This is a genomic window from Cupriavidus basilensis (assembly GCF_000832305.1).
GTDB lineage: Bacteria > Pseudomonadota > Gammaproteobacteria > Burkholderiales > Burkholderiaceae > Cupriavidus > Cupriavidus basilensis_F.
The window spans coordinates 371115-391833 of the sequence record NZ_CP010537.1 but is presented as its reverse complement, the minus strand read 5'-3'; the positions used below and the strand labels follow the sequence as shown (position 1 = coordinate 391833).

General features: G+C 66.1%; 17 protein-coding genes. 7 read left to right on the top strand and 10 right to left on the bottom strand.

Annotated elements, in window-relative coordinates:
- The first annotated feature begins 74 nt into the window (after positions 1-74).
- The gene (locus RR42_RS22525; RefSeq protein ID WP_043353161.1) at positions 75-1085 is read left to right on the top strand and encodes an AraC family transcriptional regulator; all 1011 of its coding nucleotides are present in this window, start codon (positions 75-77) and stop codon (positions 1083-1085) included.
- Positions 1086-1304: 219 nt separating this feature from the next.
- Here RR42_RS22525 and RR42_RS22520 read toward each other — a convergent pair whose 3' ends face one another.
- From RR42_RS22520 to RR42_RS22505, 4 genes are all read right to left on the bottom strand, one after another.
- The gene (locus tag RR42_RS22520) at positions 1305-2267 is read right to left on the bottom strand and encodes a tripartite tricarboxylate transporter substrate binding protein (RefSeq protein WP_173430725.1); all 963 of its coding nucleotides are present in this window, start codon (positions 2265-2267) and stop codon (positions 1305-1307) included.
- A 434-nt stretch (positions 2268-2701) separates the two neighbouring features.
- The gene (locus tag RR42_RS22515) at positions 2702-3859 is read right to left on the bottom strand and encodes an ABC transporter substrate-binding protein (protein ID WP_082055278.1); all 1158 of its coding nucleotides are present in this window, start codon (positions 3857-3859) and stop codon (positions 2702-2704) included.
- 84 nt (positions 3860-3943) lie between these two features.
- Positions 3944-4903, bottom strand: a complete 960-nt coding sequence (locus tag RR42_RS22510; RefSeq protein WP_043353159.1) for a PDR/VanB family oxidoreductase — start codon at positions 4901-4903, stop codon at positions 3944-3946.
- 6 nt (positions 4904-4909) lie between these two features.
- Positions 4910-5947: an aromatic ring-hydroxylating dioxygenase subunit alpha gene (locus RR42_RS22505; RefSeq protein WP_043353158.1), complete on the bottom strand. Its 1038-nt coding sequence runs from the start codon at positions 5945-5947 to the stop codon at positions 4910-4912.
- A 289-nt stretch (positions 5948-6236) separates the two neighbouring features.
- Between RR42_RS22505 and RR42_RS22500 the strand changes: the two genes are divergently transcribed.
- A complete protein-coding gene (locus tag RR42_RS22500) occupies positions 6237-7226 on the top strand; it encodes a LysR family transcriptional regulator (RefSeq protein ID WP_043357635.1) in 990 nt (329 codons plus the stop codon).
- 7 nt (positions 7227-7233) lie between these two features.
- Here RR42_RS22500 and RR42_RS22495 read toward each other — a convergent pair whose 3' ends face one another.
- Positions 7234-8097 carry an IclR family transcriptional regulator gene (locus RR42_RS22495; protein ID WP_144409921.1) on the bottom strand — a complete coding sequence of 288 codons (864 nt, stop codon included), beginning with the start codon at positions 8095-8097 and terminating at the stop codon, positions 7234-7236.
- Positions 8098-8108: 11 nt separating this feature from the next.
- Entirely contained in the window at positions 8109-8936 is an 828-nt protein-coding gene (locus RR42_RS22490; RefSeq protein ID WP_043353157.1) for an IclR family transcriptional regulator domain-containing protein, read from the bottom strand.
- Between the two features lie 304 nt (positions 8937-9240).
- Here RR42_RS22490 and RR42_RS22485 point away from each other — a divergent pair, with 304 nt between their 5' ends.
- The 5 genes from RR42_RS22485 (at position 9241) to RR42_RS22465 (ending at position 15981) form a co-directional block, all read left to right on the top strand.
- A complete protein-coding gene (locus tag RR42_RS22485; RefSeq protein WP_043353155.1) occupies positions 9241-10200 on the top strand; it encodes an MBL fold metallo-hydrolase in 960 nt (319 codons plus the stop codon).
- Positions 10201-10254: 54 nt separating this feature from the next.
- Positions 10255-11988 carry an FAD-dependent oxidoreductase gene (locus RR42_RS22480; RefSeq protein WP_043353153.1) on the top strand — a complete coding sequence of 578 codons (1734 nt, stop codon included), beginning with the start codon at positions 10255-10257 and terminating at the stop codon, positions 11986-11988.
- 35 nt (positions 11989-12023) lie between these two features.
- Positions 12024-12239: a DUF2783 domain-containing protein gene (locus RR42_RS22475; protein WP_043353152.1), complete on the top strand. Its 216-nt coding sequence runs from the start codon at positions 12024-12026 to the stop codon at positions 12237-12239.
- Positions 12240-12340: 101 nt separating this feature from the next.
- The gene (locus RR42_RS22470) at positions 12341-13666 is read left to right on the top strand and encodes an MFS transporter (RefSeq protein WP_043353150.1); all 1326 of its coding nucleotides are present in this window, start codon (positions 12341-12343) and stop codon (positions 13664-13666) included.
- A 173-nt stretch (positions 13667-13839) separates the two neighbouring features.
- Positions 13840-15981, top strand: a complete 2142-nt coding sequence (locus RR42_RS22465; RefSeq protein WP_236702159.1) for a putative bifunctional diguanylate cyclase/phosphodiesterase — start codon at positions 13840-13842, stop codon at positions 15979-15981.
- On the opposite strand, the gene RR42_RS22460 is transcribed toward RR42_RS22465, so the two are convergent.
- From RR42_RS22460 to aepX, 4 genes are all read right to left on the bottom strand, one after another.
- Positions 15962-16474 (bottom strand): ABC transporter substrate-binding protein, encoded by a 513-nt coding sequence (locus RR42_RS22460; protein WP_330218544.1) that lies wholly within the window; start codon positions 16472-16474, stop codon positions 15962-15964. The two genes, RR42_RS22465 and RR42_RS22460, sit on opposite strands and share 20 nt — an antisense overlap.
- Positions 16475-16806: 332 nt before the next feature.
- The gene (locus RR42_RS22455) at positions 16807-17871 is read right to left on the bottom strand and encodes a 2-aminoethylphosphonate aminotransferase (protein ID WP_043353147.1); all 1065 of its coding nucleotides are present in this window, start codon (positions 17869-17871) and stop codon (positions 16807-16809) included.
- Positions 17872-19053: a phosphonopyruvate decarboxylase gene (aepY, locus tag RR42_RS22450; protein WP_043353145.1), complete on the bottom strand. Its 1182-nt coding sequence runs from the start codon at positions 19051-19053 to the stop codon at positions 17872-17874. It lies immediately after the preceding gene.
- Positions 19050-20699, bottom strand: a complete 1650-nt coding sequence (gene aepX, locus RR42_RS41645; RefSeq protein WP_419188928.1) for a phosphoenolpyruvate mutase — start codon at positions 20697-20699, stop codon at positions 19050-19052. The genes aepY and aepX overlap by 4 nt, the downstream gene beginning before the upstream one ends.
- Positions 20700-20719: the final 20 nt, after the last annotated feature.

Sequence of the window (20719 nt, the reverse complement as noted above, 5' to 3'; positions counted from 1 at the left end):
CCCGCCCAGCGCGGGGCGTTTTCCGTTGGTCGGGCCGGTTTGCGCTTGTCGCCGTCATGCCATAATCCGCAGCCATGGCACCCACCGACCAAGCAGAAGGCCCGCAGTCAGACCCATCGCAGTTGCGTATCCATCGCGCGGAGTACACGCGGCGCATGAACCGCGTGCTCGACTATATCGACCAGCATCTGGACACACCGCTCGATCTGGCCCAACTGGCGGACGTCGCGAACTTTTCCCGCTTCCATTTTCATCGCTTGTTCGCGGCCTGGATGGGCGAGACGCTAGGCGACTACGCACGGCGGCGCCGGCTCGAGTCCGCCGCATTTCAGCTGGCTTGCAAACCCTGCGCCTCGGTGCTGGAAATCGCACTGGCCACCGGTTTCGGCTCCGGCGAGGCATTCGCGCGCGCCTTCAAGCTCAAGTTTGGCTGCACGCCCTCTGCCTGGCGCGCAGGCGCAGCCGAACATCGGGCCACGCGGGTCGCGGCGGCGCGCGCGCGCCTGGCCAACCGCCATAGCAATCCCGATCAGGTCCTGCGCAATGCCGATCAGGTGGATGGCGGTGCTTTCATCGACCATGGCCTCTCCCGCCAAACAGATGGAGAGAGCAATATGGAAGTCCGCGTCATCGATCTACCCGAGGCACGTGTCGCCTACCAACGCCACATCGGCCCCTATGGTCCGGCGATCGGTACCTTCTGGCGTGAAACCGTCGCGCCATGGATGCATGCCAACGGCCTGGCCGGGCAAACGTGTTACGGCATCGGCCACGACGCCCCCGGCATCACGCCGCCGGACAAGTGCCGCTACGACGCCTGCGTGGAGATACCTGAAACCTTCCAGCCCGGCGGCCGGGCCAGCGTCTCCGTCCTGCCGGGCGGACGTTACGCCGTGGCGCAATTCAGCGGCGCCCCTGCCGCCATCGCCCAGGCATGGACCTGGCTGACCCGGGAATGGCTGCCGTCCAGCGGTCTGCAATGCGACGAGCGCCCGTGCTTCGAGCGGTTCTCAGCAGTGTCGGCGCTGGACGCGCGAACGGGCTCGCTGACCTGCGAGCTGTGTATTCCCGTGCGTGCGCTCTAGCGCGGCGAGGCGGACAGCGCCTGCGCCACCGACGCCACCAACTCGGCATCGGCCAACAGGGTTTTGCAACGCGCTTAGGAGATCTTCCCGATCTCGGTCAGGCTTTGCCGCCGCGTGGCGCGGTTGAACAGGCGCGCATAGCGGACTGCCCCCCGGGCACGAGAAAATGGCCGGAGCCGCCATGCGGCGCCCGGCCATTCCTTGCTTCACGCCAGGCGCTCAGTCAGCCTGGGCGCCCAAACGTTTCACCACCGCGCCCCACTTGTGGATCTCGCTGTCGACGAACTTGCCGGTTTCCTCCGGGCTCATCGGCATCGGCTCCGAGCCGCGATCGGTGATGAACTTCGACAGCTCGGGCGACTGCAGCGCCTTCACCGTTTCCGCGTTGAGCTGGCTCACGAGCGCGGGGGGCAGGCCCTTGGGCGCCATCAGGATGGCCCAGCCCAGCGCTTCGAAGCCGGGAACGCCTTGCTCGCGCACCGTGGGCACCGACGGCAGCTGCGGCGCGCGCTTGGCCACCGTGACCGCCAGCGGCACGGCCTTCTTCGACTGGATCAGGGGCAACGCCGCCGTCACCGAATCCACCATCAGCGGGATCTGGTTGCCGAGAAAGTCGGACTGCGCCGGGCCGCTGCCCTTGTAGGGGATGTGCACCATGAAGATGCCGGCCTGGGCCTTGAGCATTTCGGCCGACAGATGCTGTGTGCCCCCCACCCCCGCGCTGGCGTAGCTGTACTTGCCTGGCGCGGCCTTGGCCTTGGCGATCAGGTCGCGCAGCGAGACGATGCCGGAAGCCGGCGTGGCGAGGAACACCAGCGGCACCGAGAACACGCCGGAGATCGGCTGGAAATCCTGGCGCGGGTTGTAGTTCAGCTTCTTGTACAGCGTCTGGTTGACTGCCATCGCGCTGCCGGCCATCACCAGCGTGTAGCCATCGGGCGCGGCGTGGGAAGCGATCTCCATGCCGAGGTTGCTGCCCGCCCCGGCACGGTTGTCCACCACCACCGGCTGGCCAAGCTGCTTGCCCAGCCGCTCGGCCAGCGCGCGCGCAAAGATATCGGTGGCCTGCCCCGGCGGAAAGGGCACGATCAGCTTGATGGGCCGCTCGGGATAAGCGGCGTGGGCAAAGGCGGCAGCCGTCGTCAGTGCTGCTGCGGCCATGAGGGCAAAGGGCTTCTGCAAGGGGCGCTCCTGCGTTATTGGTTTTATGGGTGGTGCTGGGTATGTGCATGGCGTGCGGCGCATGGGAGCGGCCGCGCAGGGGGGATTCTACGGGATGGCGCATCGCTGCCGCATCGCCGCCTGCCGCCCTTGCATTTCCAAAAACCCGATTGCGGCGTTGGCACGCCCGGGCGGCAGCCTTGGGATGTTCCGCTTCCCCCTTTTTTTGGAGCGCCGCATCAACGCCGTTACCGAACCGCTGCTTGCCTTGCCGGACCCGAGCCTGTCCCTTCCCGCCCTGCAATTCCCCGGCGGCCAGGTCGCCCAGGCCGCCGGCGCCCAAACAGATTCTGGCGTCATTGCGCGGCCTTGGCTGATCCACTTGTACTGTCCGCGGCCGCACGCCCGGCCAGAACCGCTTCGCCTCACTTTGAAACGGCCTCTTAGGCAACGATCTACTTCAGGTATTTCCATACGCCATTCTGGATCTGGACCAGCACCGCGGCCCGCTTGTCGTAGCCAACATGGTCGGTCCGGGACATCGTCGTCACGCCTTGGGTAGTCACGACACCGCTGGTGCTCTCCAATGCGTCGCGCAGCGCAATGCGGAACGCCTCGGTGCCCGGTTTGCCCTTGCCAAGGGCGCCGGGAATCGCCGCACGCAGCACCAGGCCCGCATCCCAGACATTGGCCGAGAAAATCGAGGCTGAGTTAGGGCCGTACGCGGCCTCGTAGCGCTTGACGAAATCCTGCGCCACGGGTCGCACCGGGCTGCCTGGCTCAAGCTGGTCCGCTACCAGCACCGGCCCAACCGCGAAGATTGCGCCCTCCGCATCCTTTCCGGCAACACGCAGGAAGTCCCGGTTGGCAATGCCGTAGGTCTGGTAGACGCTTCCTTTGTACCCGCGCTCGTTGAGCGTCTTCTGTGGCAGGGCGCCGGGTGTGCCGGATGCGGCGACAAGGACGGCATCCGGCTTCGCGGCAATGATCTTCAGTGTCTGCGCAACGACGCTGGTGTCCGTGCGGACATAGCGCTCCGTCGCCACAAGCTTGATGCCGGCCTTGTCCGCCAGCGGCTGGAGTGCGGACAGCCATGCGTCGCCATAGGCATCCGAGAAGCCCATGAATGCCAGCGTCTTCGTCCCGGCCTGTTGCATATGGTCAAGCGTGGCGCCGATCATCAGGTTCTCATTCTGGATCGCCTTGAATGCCCACCGTCGTTTCTCGTCCTGCGGCTCGACGATCCTGGCGCTGGCGGCCAGGCTCATCAAAGGCACCTTGGTCTCGGCGGCAATGTCGACCAGTGCAATGGTGGACGGCGTGACCGAGGAGCCCATCACCACATCCACCTTGTGTTCATCCACCAGGCGGCGAAAGTTGCGCACGCTGACGCTCGGATCCGAGGTGTCATCGAGGAGGATGAAGTTCAGCTTCTGCCCTGCGACCTCCTTTGGCAGAAGGTCGATCGCGCGCTTTGCCGGCATGCCGAGTGACGCCGCCGGACCGGTCAGCGACAGGGTGACGCCGACGTTGATATCGGCACGTGCGGGGGTTGCCGCCAGGCTGGCCATGGCGAGCACGGCAGCCAGCATTGAGCGAATGGGATGGAACATCGTCTTGTCTCCTTGGATGATCGCGGCCATCTGGGTGGCGCGTGTTGTGGTGCTTTTGCCAGGCGGCGGGGCTGCGCGGCGTGCTCAGATGTCCAGTTCCAGCTCGGGAGTCAGCGCCCGCGAAACGCAAATCATGATGGCTGTGTTGGCCTCGCGCTCTTCGTCGCTCAGCACGTAGTCCCTGTGGTCCGCCTTGCCGGACAGCAAGGGCACCTCGCAACTGCGGCACAGCCCCTCGCGGCAGGAGAACGGCAACGGCACACCGTTGTGCTCAAGCGCGTCGAGAATGGTTGAGCCGGCGGGCACGGTGAAACGGCCGCCGTGCCGGTGCAGGACAACCGTGAAAGCCGCGTCCGCATCGGCATGGGCACCGGCCTGCTGCGGATCCGCGCTGAACCGCTCGAAGTGCGTGGCAGCGCGTGGCACACCCGCCGCCGCCGCCTTGACGGCCACCGCGTCCATCAGTGGCGAAGGCCCACAGCAATACACGTGACCGCCCTCGTGCAGCCCGCCAAGAAAGGAGCCAAGATCCGCCAGCGCACCCTGGCTCTCGTCATCGACATGCAGTTGCACCCTTTCCCCGTAGCGCGACAACGTATCCAGGTAGGCCGCGCGCTGGCGCGAGCGCATGCAGTAGAGCAGTTTCCACGGCCGGCCGTTGGCCTCGCACCAGCGGATCATGCTGAGGATCGGCGTGATGCCGATGCCGCCGGCGATGAACAGATGCACCGAGGCGGCCGCGTCGATGCCGAAGAGCGAACGCGGCGCGCTCACGGCGAGCGCGTCGCCCGCCTTGAGTCCTTCATGGATATACCGCGACCCCCCGCGCGACGAGGGCGCGAGCCCCACGCCAAGGCAGTAGCGGTCGGTCTGCGTGGCGTCGTTGCACAGCGAGTATTGCCTGACGATATTGCCGGGAAGGTGCACATCGATGTGGGCGCCCGCGGTGAACGCCGGCAAGGCGCCGCCGCAGGGGCGCCGCAGCTCGATGCCGAGAATGCCCTCGGCCTCCGCGGTCATCCTGGATACGATCAGTTCGAGCATGCCGGGCTACCTCCGCGCGGACGCCGCCGCTTCCTCTTCGAGCTTCTGGTTCACCGCCCAACGGAATTGCGAAAGCGCGGCGTCAATGGAAAACGGCATCATCTTGAAGCTGGGCTCAAGCTCGAGGCTTCGCTGCTGCGCGGAGATGATCTCGCGGTCTTCGTCGAACGCGGTGACCACGCTTTGATGAATCGACGCGGTGACTTCCGGCTTGTCGATGGCAAAGTTGTGCGGATGGGCAAAGAAGTAGTGTGTGGAATTTTCCGTCTCGGGGGTGATGGCCTGGCAGCCACGGAACTCAGCGGCATCGACGCGCACGCCCGCCGGCGCGCCCGTGCCGGTGGGAGACATGCCGGAGTCCATTAACAGGATGGCGGGGATCGTGAAGTTGTAGATGTTCCAGCGATCGACCTTCCCCGGATAATCCTTGACGGCCTTGGCGAAGGCGGGCGCTTCGGTATTGATGGCCCAACGCGTGATCCGCACGCCGCCGTCGATACGCTCCACCTTGGGCCGCACCGCGGCATAGTCCTCGCTGCCGCCCAGGGTGGTGGGGTGAACGAACGGCAGGTGCGAGAAGTCCAGCAGGTTGTCGCAGATCAGCAGGTAATTCACGTCGTAGTGGATGTAGCCGTCCAGGCTGCGCCATTCCGGATGGTCCAGCCACTGCGTATCCGGGATCAGCGACGGATCGGCATTTTCCGGGTCTCCCATCCAGATCCACACCCAGCGGTGTTGCTCGACGATGGGGAACTTGCGCACCTTGGCCTGCGGCGCAATGCGCTCCTGCGCGGGCGCCTCGATGCATCTGCCCGCGCTGTCGAACTTCAGGCCGTGATACATGCAGCGGATGCAATCGCCTTCCCTGCGCCCGACCGACAGCGGCGCGCCACGATGGCAACAGCGATCCTCCAGCGCGACGATGCTGCCGTCTTCCTTGCGGTACATCACCACAGGCACGCCGATGATGGTGCGGGAGAACATGCCTTCGGCAGGGATTTCCTTATCCCAGCCGGCTACATACCAGGTGTTTTTGATGAACATGCGGGGTTCCTTGGAGCGTTCACTTTGCGCCCGGCGCGCAGATTCAGGGCGCACGTTGCCATGCACGCATTGCTTGCAGGCAATGCGTGTTGCGGGCATTAAGAAAAGCGGAGAGTCAGGATGGCGGCAACGCGCCTTGCAGGCCGGAACGCCGGTGGCGGCGCGTGCGAGCGTGGGATGTCATGTCTTGTCTCCAGTGCGGCGACCCATCTCCGGGGTCCTTGACTGCAGAATAGATTTGGAGGAAACATGCGTCAACGTCATCCACCTAATAGCGAGAATGTACGCCATGCATGCAGATGAGCTGGACCTCAACCTCCTTGCGGTGTTCGATGCGATGCTGCGGGAGCGCAGCGTGACCAAGGCCGCGCAAGAGCTGGGCCTGACGCAAAGCGCAATGAGCCACGCACTGAACCGGCTGCGCGCCTTCTTCGATGACCAGTTGTTCGTCAAGACACCAGCAGGCATGACGCCCACGCACAAGGCGGAGGAACTGACCGAGGCCATTGTCGGCGTAATGGCCACTGTGCGGCAGCAAGTCCTGTCGCAATCCCGCTTCGATCCGCTAGCGGCACGGCGCACGTTCAACCTGTGCATGACCGACATGGGCGAACTGGTCTTCCTGCCGCCGCTGATCAGCAGGCTGCGCCGCGAGGCGCCGCACTGCAAGCTGCGCACGTTGCAGGTTCCACTACAGCAGATCGAGGGCATGCTCGGCACGGGCGAGGCCGACCTGGCACTGGGATCGATTCGCGCCGCGCCGGAAGGCTTGTTCCAGCAGCGCTTGTTCATGCACTCGTTCGTGACCATCGTGAGCGCGCGCAACCAGGAGGTTGGCGATGCCCTGACGCTCGAGCAGTTCCAGCGCATGCCGCAGATCGTGGTCACGCTGTCCGGGCGCGCCAGCGCGGCGTACGACAGCGCGTTTGACGACCATGGCATCCAGCGCAATATCTACCTCTCGACGCCGCACTTCCTGGTAGTGCCGTTGCTGATGGAGCAGCAGCCGGACCTGATCGCCACGGTACCGCTGGAGCTCGCCAACGTCTTTGCCCGCTACGGCACGGTGCGCGTGATGCAGCCGCCGGTGGCGCTGCCGGAATTCGCCATCAAGCAGCATTGGCATCCGCGTTTCCACCATGACCCGGCAATCATCTGGCTGCGCGAGCTGGTGAAACGGACCTTCGAACACTATCCACGGGTCTACGATGGCGAGGATGAGGCGGCGGTGCCTGCGCCGCAACCCAGGCGGCCCCGGCGAGCGGCAAAGGGAAAGTAAGCGGCGGCTATCCGTTCCCCGCGGCTGCCTCTATCGGCTCCATCGGCTCCATCGCGCCAAACCGCCACGACAACCGCCGCGCCGCCTGCAACAGCGTCCCGGCCGTCGCGCTGTCCGTATTGCTGTCGAAGCTGCCCGATGTGCCAATCAGGGCGATGACGAGCGCAATGCTGCCGGTGTGGTCGAACACGGCCGCCGCAAGTGTGTCGATGCCGGGCACGGGCCGGCTCAGCGCATTGTCGATCCGCTGCGCGCGGATTTGCGCCAGCCGGGCCGCGTACGCTGGCGCAAGCGCTTCGCCCGCGCCGCTGTGCGCTTCGACGACTTCCGATTTCGGTACACCTGCGAGCCGCAGCGCATCCTGGCCAAGCAGGCCGATCAGCACAGGCTCCGGCAGGTGCGCCGCGAACAGCCGGCCGATCGCCGTATTGACCAGCGACAGCACGGTGCCGACCCGCAGGCTGACGTGCTGCGGCCGCGCGGCTTCCTCCAGGCGGACCACGGTCGGCCCCAGCGGGCCAAGCACTGCCATTGCCACGCTCAGGCTGGTCGCGCCAGCCAGCTCGATGACTTCCGGCTCGGCCTCGCGGGTTGGCGAGAGCCGCTGCAAGGCGATCAGCCCGAGTTCGAGGCCCAGCGGGCCGGACAGGAAATTGCCCGCCGCGTCGCGCGCCAGCAAGCCGATCTTCTGCAGGCTGACCAGATGCGGGAATGCTTTGGCGGGCGGCATGCCGGCCGCGCGCGCAAGGTCGCGCAAGGGCAGCGGCCGCCCGGCCGCGACCAGCGCGGCAAGCAACTGGCCGGTGTTGTCCAGCGACTGGATGCCGCGTTGCGGCTTGGCGGCTTGGCCCAGGATGTCGTCGATTGGCATGGGGGCGGGTGTCATTCGGCTTCGGTAGTGGCGGCGATCGCGTCACGGATGGCGGCGGCGGTGTCTAGCAATGCGACCGCCACGGGGCCACGCCAGCCCACATCGATGGCGCCGGTCGATCCCACCACGGTCAGCGCCAGGCGCAGCCGCCCGCTGGCGTCCAGCACCGGCACGCACAGGCTGCTGACGGCAGGGCTCGGCGCGTCGATGCTGCGCTCGATGCCACGCTCGCGGATGGCGGCGAGATCCGCAGCGAACGCGGTGGCGTCCACGGCGGGCGTGTCGCCCGCGTGCTGTTGCGCCCAGATCGCCTGCCACTGGCCGGGCGGAAGAAACGCGCAGAACACGCGGCCGGTCGCCGTTGCCGACAGCGACATCACCGTGCCAACGTGCAGGTTCACGTGCAAGGGCGAGCCCGCGTGCGCATAGCGCACGATGGTGGGGCCCTGCGGGCCGGCGGCGCAGATCGCCACGCTGAACCCGCACGAGCCAGCCAGCGCGGCCACCAGCGGCACCGCCGCCCGGTAGGCCGGATCGTGATCCAGATACAGCATGCCGAGCTGCAGCGCCAGCGGGCCTGGCTCGTAGCGCCCGGACAGGTGGTCGCGCTTGATCAGGCCAAGCCGCACCAGGCTGACCAGGTAAGTGTGTGCTTGCGCGGGCGCAATCTGCACGCTGGCCGCAAGATCGGCCAGGGCCATCGGCGCACGGACGTCGGCCAGCGCGCGCAGGAAGCGGCCGGCGACTTCCACGCTCTGGATGCCGCGCTGCGCCTTCTCCTCGCCGCCGGCGTCCGCCATGTGGTCCTCGGATCGCGCTGATCGTGCTGGTCGTGGCATTCGGCCCCCGCTTGAAAACCCAGATAGTAATCGACCCGACGCCATCCACCCGGCAAGACCGAGGGTTTCCCCCTGGATTTCCGCGTCTTGCTTGTGCCTTATCCGCCTCGCCACGTTAGTTAGTCAAAAACAATATGATTTGTTATTGACTAATTTCACTGCGATTCCTAAGATGGCCTTACCCCGATACCGGTGCAGCTATAGAGTGAATACGGGGCGAGACAGTCCCCCGCCATGCAGTGATCCGCTCCGGCGCCTGCTGTCTCGTCTTTTCCCCACGCAAGACAAAAGAGATGAGGCAAGCATGAGCAAGGCATTCGCATCCCAGGCCGACCTGGAAGCCAAGAAAGTCACCTTCACCCAGCTCTCCGAGAACGCATACGCGTACACCGCCGAGGGCGACCCCAACTCCGGCGTGATCATTGGCGACGACGGCGTGCTGATCGTCGACACCACCGCCACGCCCGCCATGGCGCAAGACCTGATCGCCAGGATCCGCGCGGTGACGGACAAGCCCATCAAGTACGTCGTGCTATCGCACTACCACGCGGTGCGCGTGCTGGGTGCTTCGGCCTATTTCGCCGAAGGCGCGCAGCAGATCATCGCCAGCCGCGGCACCTACGAGATGATCGTGGAGCGCGGCGAGGCCGACATGAAGTCGGAGATCGAACGCTTCCCGCGCCTGTTCGCCGGCGTGGAAACCGTGCCGGGCCTGACCTGGCCGACGCTGGTGTTCGAGAAAGAAATCACCCTGTACCTCGGCAAGCTGGAAGTGCGCATCGCCCATCTGGGCTCGGGCCACACCAAGGGCGATACCGTGGTCTGGCTGCCGTCGCAGAAGGTGCTGTTCTCCGGCGACCTGGTGGAGTACGACGCGGCCTGCTACTGCGGCGACGCGCAACTCGCGCAATGGCCCGCCACGCTCGACGCCTTGCAGGCCCTGGGCGCCGAGAAGCTCGTCCCCGGCCGCGGCCCGGCCCTGACCAATCCGCAAGAGGTCAAGAAGGGCATCGAGTACACCAAGGATTTCGTCACCACGCTGTTCCAGGCGGGCAAGGAAGCCGTGGTGGACCGCCTGGACCTGAAGAGCGCGATGGCCCATACGCGCAAATCGATGGACCCGAAATTCGGCCACGTCTTCATCTATGAGCACTGCCTGCCGTTCGACGTGTCGCGCGCCTTCGATGAGGCCAGCGGCATCCAGCATCCGCGCATCTGGACCGCACAGCGCGACAAGGAAATGTGGGCCGCGCTGCAAAACTGAAGGCCAATCGCCGCATAGATGGAATGGCCGTACAGAGTGGATGGAGACACAAACATGAGCAACGATTACCAGAACCAGTCATTTGAGTACCAGCCCTGCCGCGAGCAAAGGCAGGCGCACGCAGGCAAGCCGCACCCCGTGATCGTCGTCGGCGCCGGGCCCGTCGGCCTGGCCACCGCGATCGACCTGGCCCAGCACGGCGTGCCGGTTGTGCTGGTGGACGATGACTGCACGCTGTCGAGCGGATCCCGCGCGATCTGCTTTGCCAAGCGCACGCTGGATGTCTTCGACCGGCTAGGCTGCGGCGAACCCATGGTGGACAAGGGCGTGCGCTGGCACGTCGGCAAGGTCTTCGTGCGCGACGAGCAGGTCTACACCTTCGACCTGCTGCCGGAGGCCGGCCATCAACGGCCGGCCTTCATCAACCTGCAGCAGTATTACGTCGAAGGCTTCCTGCTCGACCGCGCGCGCCAGTTGCCGAACCTGGAGATCCGCTGGAAGCACAAGGTGACGGGCATCGAACAGCGTCACGCCGGCACGCCGGACGCGGCCGTGGTGCTGAGCGTCGACACGCCGGACGGCCCCTATGCGCTCACCGGCCGCTACGTGGTGGCGGCCGATGGCTCGCGCAGCCCGCTGCGCAACCTGCTGGGCCTGGACAGCAAGGGCCGCACATTCAAGGATCGCTTCCTGATCGCTGACGTGAAGATGGAAGCCGAATTCCCCACGGAGCGCTGGTTCTGGTTCGACCCGCCTTTCCATCCGAACCAGTCGGTGCTGCTGCACCGCCAGCCCGACAATGTCTGGCGCATCGATTTCCAGCTCGGCTGGGACGCCGATCCCGTGCTGGAAAAAACGCCGGAGCGCGTGATTCCGCGCGTGCAGGCGCTGCTCGGGCCGAACGCGAAGTTCGAGCTGGAATGGGTCAGCGTCTATACCTTCTCCTGCCTGCGCATGGACAGCTTCCGCCATGGCCATGTGCTGTTTGCCGGCGACTCCGCGCATGGCGTCTCGCCGTTCGGTGCGCGCGGCGCCAACAGCGGCGTGCAGGACGCGGAGAACCTTGCGTGGAAGCTGGCGTACGTGATCCAGGGCCGCGCGCCGGACAGCCTGCTCGACACCTATGCAAGCGAGCGCGAATACGCTGCCGACGAGAACATCCGCAACTCGACGCGCTCGACGGATTTCATCACACCGAAGAGTGCGGTCAGCAAGGTGTTCCGCGATGCCGTGCTGGCACTGTCGAAGAAGCATGCGTTCGCCCGGCAGCTGGTGAATAGCGGGCGGTTGTCATTGCCATCGGTGCTGCGCGACTCGACGCTCAACACGCCTGACACCGACGACTTTGCCGCCGCCATGGAGCCGGGCACGGCCTGCGTGGATGCGCCGGTCCGCGGCGCGCAAGGCCAGGGATGGCTGCTGCCGCAACTAGGCGGGCAATTCACCGCGCTGCTGTTCGGCACACCCGACGCCGACAGCCTGGCCGCCCTGCAACGGCTCCAGCAAGGCACGCTGCCGCTCAGGCTGGTGGTGGTCAGCGCGGATGCCATGCCCGCCGCATCGCCCGGCATTGCGGTGTTGCACGACGCCGAGGGACTTGCGGCGCAGCGCTACGACGCGCGGCCCGGCACCCTGTACCTGATCCGCCCCGACCAGCATGTCTGCGCGCGCTGGCGGCAGGTCGACATCGCCGCCGTCCAGCAGGCCATGTCACGCGCGACCGGCAACTTGCCAGGCACGCAGACCAGCGCACCGGCAGCGCAAGCGGCCGCTCCGGTAGCGGCATGAATCCCGCCGCGACATTCCGAGTCAGAGAGACAGCAATGGCACTCAACACCCAACCCAACCTGGCGCGCGCCGACGACTTCTACGAAGCCCTGATCGACATGCACCGCGATCTCGACGACGGCCAGAGCCAGGCGGCCAATGCGCAATTGATCCTGTTGCTCGCAAATCATATCGGCAACCACGACACGCTCGCCGCCGCCATGGAGCTCGCGCGGCAGGGCGCGGCGCCGGAGATCGGCGCGCAAGCCTGATCGCAACGGGCGCTGCCCGCTGCCCGCTTCCACTCATTGCCAATACGCACCAGACGTCGGCATCCAGGGCCCGGCCGGGCCCGCGTTCCCGGAGACAATCCATGACCTTTTCCTCTGCAGGGGCCATTGCGCCCCCGGCTCGTGCTGCCTGCGACGAAGACGCGCTCTATCGCAAGATCTGGCTGCGCATCATCCCTTTCCTCTTTGTCTGCTACGTTATCTCCTTCCTCGACCGGATCAATATCGGCTTTGCCCAGCTGCAGATGAAGCAGGACCTGGGCTTCAGCGATGCGATGTACGGGCTGGGCGCCGCCGTGTTCTATGTGGGCTACGTGCTGTGCGAGGTACCCAGCAACATGCTGCTGGCCCGCTTTGGCGCCCGCCGCACCTTCACCCGCATCATGCTGCTGTGGGGCCTGGCATCGGTCGGCATGATGTGGGTGTCGACACCCACGCACTTCTACACGCTGCGCTTCCTGCTGGGCGTGTTCGAAGCCGGCTTCTTCCCCGGCATCGTGCTCTACCTGACGTACTGGTTCCCGGCGCGGCGGCGCGCTGCCGTGATGGCCATTTTCTTCGCGGGTGTTGCCGTGGCCGGCGTGCTGGGCGGGCTGGTGTCGGGCTGGATCATGCGCGACATGGCCGGCGTGCTCGGGCTCTATGGCTGGAAGTGGATGTTTGCCATCGAAGGTGCGCCCGCCATCTTGCTCGGGCTCGTCGCCGCGGTGTTCCTGGTCGATGGCCCGCAGCAGGCGAGCTGGCTCACCCCCACGGAGAAGGCATTGCTCGCCGCGCATAACGGGCCGGCCGGACAGGCCACGCGCGCGCACTCGTTTGGCGCGCTCATCGAGGCGTTGCGCAACCCGCGCATCTACCTCTTTGCCTTTATTTACTTCGCACTGACCTGCGGCTCGCTGACGCTGAGCTTCTGGATGCCCCTGATGATCCGAGACTTCGGCATCACCGATGTGATGTCCATCAGTCTTTACTCCGTCATCCCGAACGCCGTCGGCGCCGTCGGCCTGATCCTGATTGCCCGCCACTCCGACCGGCGCGGCGAGCGGCATCGCCATTTCGTAGCCTGCACGGTAGGCGGCGCGCTGGCGCTCGCGCTGCTGACCCTGCACCTGCCCAGCTTCGCGGCGATGCTCGCGCTGCTGTCCGCCGCGTGCGTGCTGATCTTCGCCGCGCTGCCGATCTTCTGGTCCTTGCCGCCAAGCCACCTGCCAGCCCACACCGCCGCCACCGGCATTGCCTTTATCAGCAGCATCGGCATTACCAGCGGCATCGTCAGCCCGTGGGTGATCGGGCAGATCAAGACGCACACAGGCAGCATGGACAACGCACTGTACCTGCTCGCAGGGTTGCTGCTGGCCAGCGGCGTCGCCATGTGGGCGGGCGTGCCGAAGGCCGAGCCACGGCGCTAACCCCGGGGGCCGGCTGGCCCCCCCGGGCTCCCATCTTTCTGGGGTTTCGACTAAACTTGCCCGCCCTCTTGTCGATATGAGGGGCGCACTGGCGCCTTGCTTGGCGCGCTCGCTTGGCGCGCGCGCCGGGTGGCCTCCAGGCAGGTCCAAGTCAACATCCAGAAAGGTCTTCCATGCACGCCGGTAGCTACAACAGTTTGCTTGTGCTGTTCTCACTGCTTGTGGCGATGCTGGCCTCCTACACCGCCCTGGACATGGCCGGGCGCATTGCCACCGCGCAAGGACGCGCGGCCCACTGGTGGCTGGCGGGTGGTGCCTGCGCCATGGGCATCGGCATCTGGTCGATGCACTTCATCGCCATGCTGGCGTTCCACCTGCCGATTCCGCTGGGCTACGACCTGCCCATCACCGTGGCCTCGTTGCTGATCGCCATCGCGTCATCCGCGCTCGCGCTCTGGCTGGTGGGCCGGGAAACCTTGCCGTGGCGGCGCCTGGCTGGCGGCGCCTTGTTGATCGGCAGCGGCGTTGCCGGCATGCACTACACGGGCATGGCTGCACTGCGCATGGTCCCGGGTATCTACTACATCCCATCGTTGTTCGTCCTGTCCGTGGTCATTGCGGTCCTGGCGTCGGGCACGGCGCTGTGGATTGCGTTCAACCTGCGGCGCGAGTCTGTCTGGGTGCGGCCCTTGCGGGCGGGCGCCTCGGTGGTGATGGGCCTTGCCATCGCCGGGATGCACTACACGGGCATGGCGGCCGCGCAATTTCCGATCGGCGCCGTCTGCGGCGCGGCGCGCGACGGCATGGACACCGGCTGGCTGGCCGTGGTGATCATCGTCGTCACGCTGGCCGTGCTGGCCATTGCCTTGATCACCTCGGTGCTCGATGTGCGCCTGGAAGCCCGCACCTCCATGCTGGCCATCTCGCTCGCCGAAGCCAACCAGGAACTGACCTACCTGGCGCTGCACGACAACCTCACCAAGCTTCCCAACCGGGTACTGCTGGAAGACCGGCTCGAGCAGGCGATCCAGGGCGCCACGCGGGAGAAGAGCCGCTTCGCCCTGATGTTCATGGACCTGGACGGCTTCAAGGCGGTCAACGACGCCTACGGCCATCCCATTGGCGATCAGTTGCTGGTGGCAGTCGCGCGGCGCATCGGCGCCAATGTCCACTCGCAAGACACCATCGCACGGCTGGGCGGCGACGAGTTCGTGCTGCTGGCCAGCGTCAGCGAGCCGGCGGATGCCGCCACCCTTGCCGAGAAGGTGCTGAGCGCCATGCGCGAGCCCTTCCAGGTAGCCGGCCGCGAGTTGCGCGTGTCCACCAGCATCGGCATTGCCATGTACCCTGGCGATGGCGAACTCCAGCACGACTTGCTGACCAACGCCGACGCGGCGATGTATCACGCCAAAGCGCTGGGCCGCAACACCATCTGCTTCTTCGAAGCATCGATGAACGCCAACGTGCACGAGCAGCTTCAGCTGGTGCAGGACATGCGCATGGCGCTGGAACGCCGTGAGCTGACCCTGCAGTACCAGCCCAAGCTCACCGCCCCCAACGGCCCGATAGTCGGCGTGGAAGCCCTGGTGCGCTGGATGCATCCCACGCGCGGCCTGATCGCCCCGGACCAGTTCATTCCCCTCGCGGAGAAAACCGGCCTGATCGTGCCGTTCGGGGACTGGATCCTGGACGAAGCCTGCCGGCAGATGCGAGCGTGGCGCGACGAGGGCCGCCCCGAGTGGACCATGGCGGTCAACCTCTCGGCACTGCAGTTCCGGCACGCCAGCCTGATCGCGACCGTGCGCGACACCCTGGCCCGGCATGCGCTGGAGCCATGCTGCCTGACGCTGGAGGTCACCGAATCCACGGCGATGCGCGACGCGGATGCCAGCCTGCAGATCCTGCAGCAGCTCCACGACATGGGCGTGCGCATCTCGATCGACGACTTCGGTACCGGCTACTCGAGCCTGCTGTACCTCAAGCGGCTGCCTGCGAGCGAGCTGAAGATCGATCGCGGGTTCATCCGGGATCTGTCACGCGATACCGAGGATGCGGCGATTGTCTCGGCCATTGTGGCGCTGGGGCGCACGCTGAATTTGAATATCGTCGCAGAAGGGGTCGAAACGGCGAAGCAGCAGGAGTTCCTGACGCGGCTGGGATGCAACTCGCTGCAAGGATTCCTGCTGGGACGACCGATGTCCGCGGAAAACCTGATTGAATCGCTGTCCAACGATAATCTGCTATCAGAGCCGGTTGAGGAAGGCACCATCGGGTCATGCTATGACGCGGGGTACCTCACGCCGCATTATGACTAGCCAGATATTTGACCAACCCATCAATCCCCCCCTTAGCCACAATATCCGCAAACTGCTTGCGATAAATCTCAATCAGCCAAGCCCCGCTCATATTGATATCGTAAATCGACCACCCCGCCGCGCCCCGCTGCAGCCGATAATCGATCCGCACCTCATCCCCGTTATTGATCACGCTGGTCTCCACCACTACATCCTTTCCCGCGGTCCGCGGCGCCTTGTAGCGAAACTTCAGCGTCTGCTCGCGCACTTGTGAAAGGGATAAGGCGTAGCTGCGCACCAGCAGCGTCTGGAACTGCTCGTAAAGCTGCCTCTGCTGCTCAGGCGTGGCACCGCGCCAGGCGCTGCCGACCGCAAGCCGGGTAGTGCGCTGAAAATCGGTGTAAGGCAGGAACTGCCGGCGCACCACGGCCGTGATCTTGTCCAGATCGCCGTTACGGGTGTCGGCGTTGGCTTGAATGGTGGTGAGCACGCCTTCGACGGCGGCGCGGACCATGCGGTCCGGCGAGGAGCGGTCAACGCCTGCGGCTGCAGGGCTCTCGCCAGGTGTCGCGGCCGGCGCGGTGATGGGCAAGGATGCACCAAGGACAAAGATAAAGCCGGCGCAAACCGCGAGCACGGCGGCATTGCATCCCGCAGTGGCAAAGCGAAGGCGAAAGCGAAAGCGGAAAGGGCGAGGCATCGCAATGATCCTCCACGAACAAGATGCGCTCGCCCCGGGGGCCCGGGGTACCCGCATCTCTTGCCTAATGCTAGTGCTTTGCCGCCAAAAATAAAATGACGGAAACGACAGTGGCCGGCGCGTACCACGCACCGGCCAACAGGCAATTACTGCGTCAGCGCCTTGAAACCCTGCAGCAAGCGCTCGATGTCATCCAGCTGGATATTGCCCATGGTGGAAATGCGGAACAACTCGGCCGATAGTCCGCCCTGCCCCGCATAGATGACAAAGCCGCGTTCCTTCAGGCCGTCGTGCAGCTGGGGATACGACAAGCGGGCCGGCAAGCGGTAGGCCCGCAGCACCACCGAGGACTGTTCCGACGGCCACAGGGCCGGCATGCCCAAGGCCTCGAGCCCGGCGCGCGCGCGTTCCGCAAGGGCCGCATAGCGCGCATGGCGGGCGCGCCAGCCACCCTCGTCCTCCAGTTCGCGCAGCGCTTCCACCAGCGCGTAATAGGCATGTACCGACGGCGTAAACGGTGTATTGCGCTGGTCCTGCAAGCGCGCGAGCCGCCCGAGATCCAGGTAGTACGTCCGGCTGGCGGCTTGCTCCAGCGCGCTGCGCCGCACAATGACGAACGATGCGCCCGGCACGCCGTGCAAGCACTTGTTGGCCGTGGCCGCCACCGCGGCAATGCTGCCGCCGAAATCGATCGCCTCGGCGCCGAAGCTGCTCACGCCATCCACCAGCAAGCGTACATCCCGCACGCGGCACAGTGCGTCCAGCGCCTGGAGGTCATTCAGGCGGCCTGTGGTGGTTTCATGATGGATCACCGCCACGTGCGTGATCGCGCGGTCCGCGTCGAGCGCGGCGGCAATGCGGGCAAGGTCAGGCGCCTGCATCCAGTCGTGCGCAACGACCTCATGGGCGATGCGGTACTGCGTGGCGATCTGCGTGATGCGCTCGCCGTACACGCCGTTCTGGACGATCAGCAGCTTGCCTTGCTCGGGCACCAGCGCGGCGATCATGCTCTCCACCGCCGCCGTGCCGGAGCCGGTCATCAGGACCGCGGCCCACTCGGCGGGATCCAGCTCGTAGATGTCCAGCAGGCGTGCACGGGCTTCGTCCTGCAGGTCAAAGAACTCGCTTTCGCGGTGGCACAGGTCGGGCTGCAGCAAGCTTTGGCGGACACGTTCTGACAGGGTAACGGGGCCCGGATTGAGTAGCAGCATTTACTTCCCTCCTTGGTCGGCACCGATGTGTCGCGCCAGGCGCGTCTTCACATCGACCGGGGTGATGGTCGGGCGCGGCAGGCCGTCCGGCGTGCCTGCGCTGATCGTCAGCGCGACAAAACGCGGGCCGGCGGCGCTCGCTGGCGCAGCCGTGAGCGTCTGGTCGAGCAGGTCGAGCTGGTCGCCCTCGGCCGCCGACGCGTAGCCGCAGGCGGACGCCACGCCGGCAAACGAGACATGGTGCGACACGGTCGCCTGTCCGCCGGTGGAGTCATGGGCGCCGTTGTCGAGCAGCACATGCGTGAGGTTGCCCGGGCCATAGGCGCCGAGCGTGGCGAACACGCCCATGCGCATGAGCGCCGCGCCGTCGCCGTCCACGGCGACCACGTTGAGGTCCGGACGCGCGAGCGCAAGGCCTAGCGCGAACGGCGTGAGGCAGCCCATCGAACCCACCATGTAGAGCTGGTTGGCACGGTCGTCGAGCGCGTAAAGCTCACGCCCGCAGAATCCGGTCGATGCCAGCACCACGGTCTTGTCCGTTGGCGTATGCGCGATCACGCGTTGCAGCGCGTCGCGGCGCGTAGGCAGGCCATCGCGCGAAGCGCCCCGCGCCTCCGACTGCGGCGTGCACTTGGGGCGCAGCGCGGGCTGCTCCTGCTGCTTGAGCGCATACGGCGCGACGCTGCCCTTTTGCATCACCAGCGCGTACGGACGGCCGGTGGCATCCATATGCGCCACCGCGCGATCCAGCGCCGGGCCAACCTCGGCCGGGTCGGTCGGGAAGGTTTCCCACGGGATCTCCATGGTATCGAGCATCGTCGGGGTGACCGGGCCCATCAGCGCGTGCTGCGGTTCGTCAGCCACGCCCGGCTGCCCGCGCCAGGTCACGATCAGCAACTGCGGCAGGCGAAACGTCCACGTGAGCGAGGTCAGCGGGCTGACCGCATTGCCCAGGCCGGAGTTCTGCATCATGGTGACGCCACGGCGCCCGCCCTGCGCGCCCAGCGTCACGCCGGCGATCAGCGCCACCGCATCGCCTTCGTTCGCCGCCGACACGTAGTGCAGCGATGGATCCTGCATCACGTAGTTGATGAACGGCGTGAGATACGAGCAGGGCACCCCGGCATACCAGTCGAAGCCGCGCGCACGTGCGGCCTCGACAAACTGTGCCGCTTCGATCATCGGGCTTCCTCTGCGTCCGTGCCGCCGACCGCAAACGGTGTCTGCGTATGCGCGAAATCGCCCGCGCGGCGGAAGTCGTCGAGGTCGTTCACGCCGCGCCAGTGGCCGTGCACATACTTCACTTCGATCTGTTCACCGGCTTCGACCAGCGCGTTAAGCAGCGCGGGCATGTCCAGCGTGTTGAAGTCGTCGCGCTTGCGCAGTTCGGCAACCAGCTTCTGCAGGCGCACGCGGCCCTCGCCGCGCACGTTCAGCAGGCCGATCCAGCGGCCGTGCGGTGCCTGGGCCTGACCTGCGCCCGGCTCCTGGCCCTTGCTCGACACATGGCGCAGCAGGATCTTCTGGCCGAACAGGTCGCGGTCGTCGGGCGCGGAGCAATAGGCGAAGTCGCGCACGCTCTGGTTCGACTCCGTGGTCAGCGACGAGTCCACCACTACGCTGAACGGCGCGTCGCTCTCGAGCAGGTCGCGCAGGATATAGCTGCGAAACAGCAGGTCGCCGTAGGCGATCACGGTATCCGTCTGCAATCCGTCAACGGCACACGCCAGCGAGGCCAGCTCGCCGGTCTGGGCGTACTGCTCGTTGACCACCAGCTTGATGCCGGCCGTGTCGATGGCCTTGGCCTGGTAGCCGCCCACCACGGTGATGTCGTTGATCGACTGCTTCTTGAACGCGTCCACCAGCCAGCGCAGCAGCGGCTTGCCGGCCACGGGCAGCATGACCTTGGGACGGTCCTCGGTGAGGGGCTCCAGGCCGGTGCCGCGGCCGGCCGCCAGCACCACCGCCGCGCCCGGCGCTTGCGAGCCGGACAGGTAGATCTTCTCGGCGGTCGAGTACTCGTCGGCGTCCTGCAGGCGGAAGATCTCGTTGACGGTGGCGATGCGGTCTTCCACATTGACCAGCGTCTCGCTGTCGTGAATCTCCTTGGCCACGGCCTGCATCGAGGATGCCGCCACGCGGATCAGGTGGTTGGCCCAGATCACCACGCTGATGCCGGCCTTGCGGAAGGCTTCGGTCGGGGTGCTGTAGTACTTGGTCGGCACGATCACCAGCGGGCCCCGGCCGGCCCACTCGCGCGCGAACTGCAGGATCTCGTCCGGGCGCGACAGCTTGCTGTGGATCAGGATGGCATCGGCGCCGGCCTGGCGATAGGCCTCGGCGCGGCGCAGGGCTTCGTCCATGCCCCAGCCTGCGATCAAGGCTTCCACGCGGGCGACGATGGAGAAGTTGTCGTCCGACTGCGAATCCTTGCCGGCCTTGATCTTGCCGCAGAACTCATCGATCTCGGCCAGCGGCTGGCGCTCGCCGTCGATGAAGCTGTTGGTCTTGGGAAACTGCTTGTCCTCGATGCACACACCGGCAATACCGCGCTGCTCGAGCTTGCGCACCAGGCGGCGCACATTGTTGAAGTTGCCGTAGCCGGTGTCGCCGTCCAGCAGGATCGGCAGGTCGCTGGCGTCGGCCATGAACTCCAGCGTATCGACCACCTGGGTCCAGCTCGCTTCGTTGTTGTCGCGCACGCCGTACTGGGCGGAGATCGCCAGGCCCGAAGCCCAGATGGCCTTGAAACCGGCCTCGCGCACGATGCGCGCGGACAGCCCGTTGTGGGCTTCCATCATGAATTCCAGCTCGTTGCCGACAATCATCTGGCGCAGCCGGGCGCTGC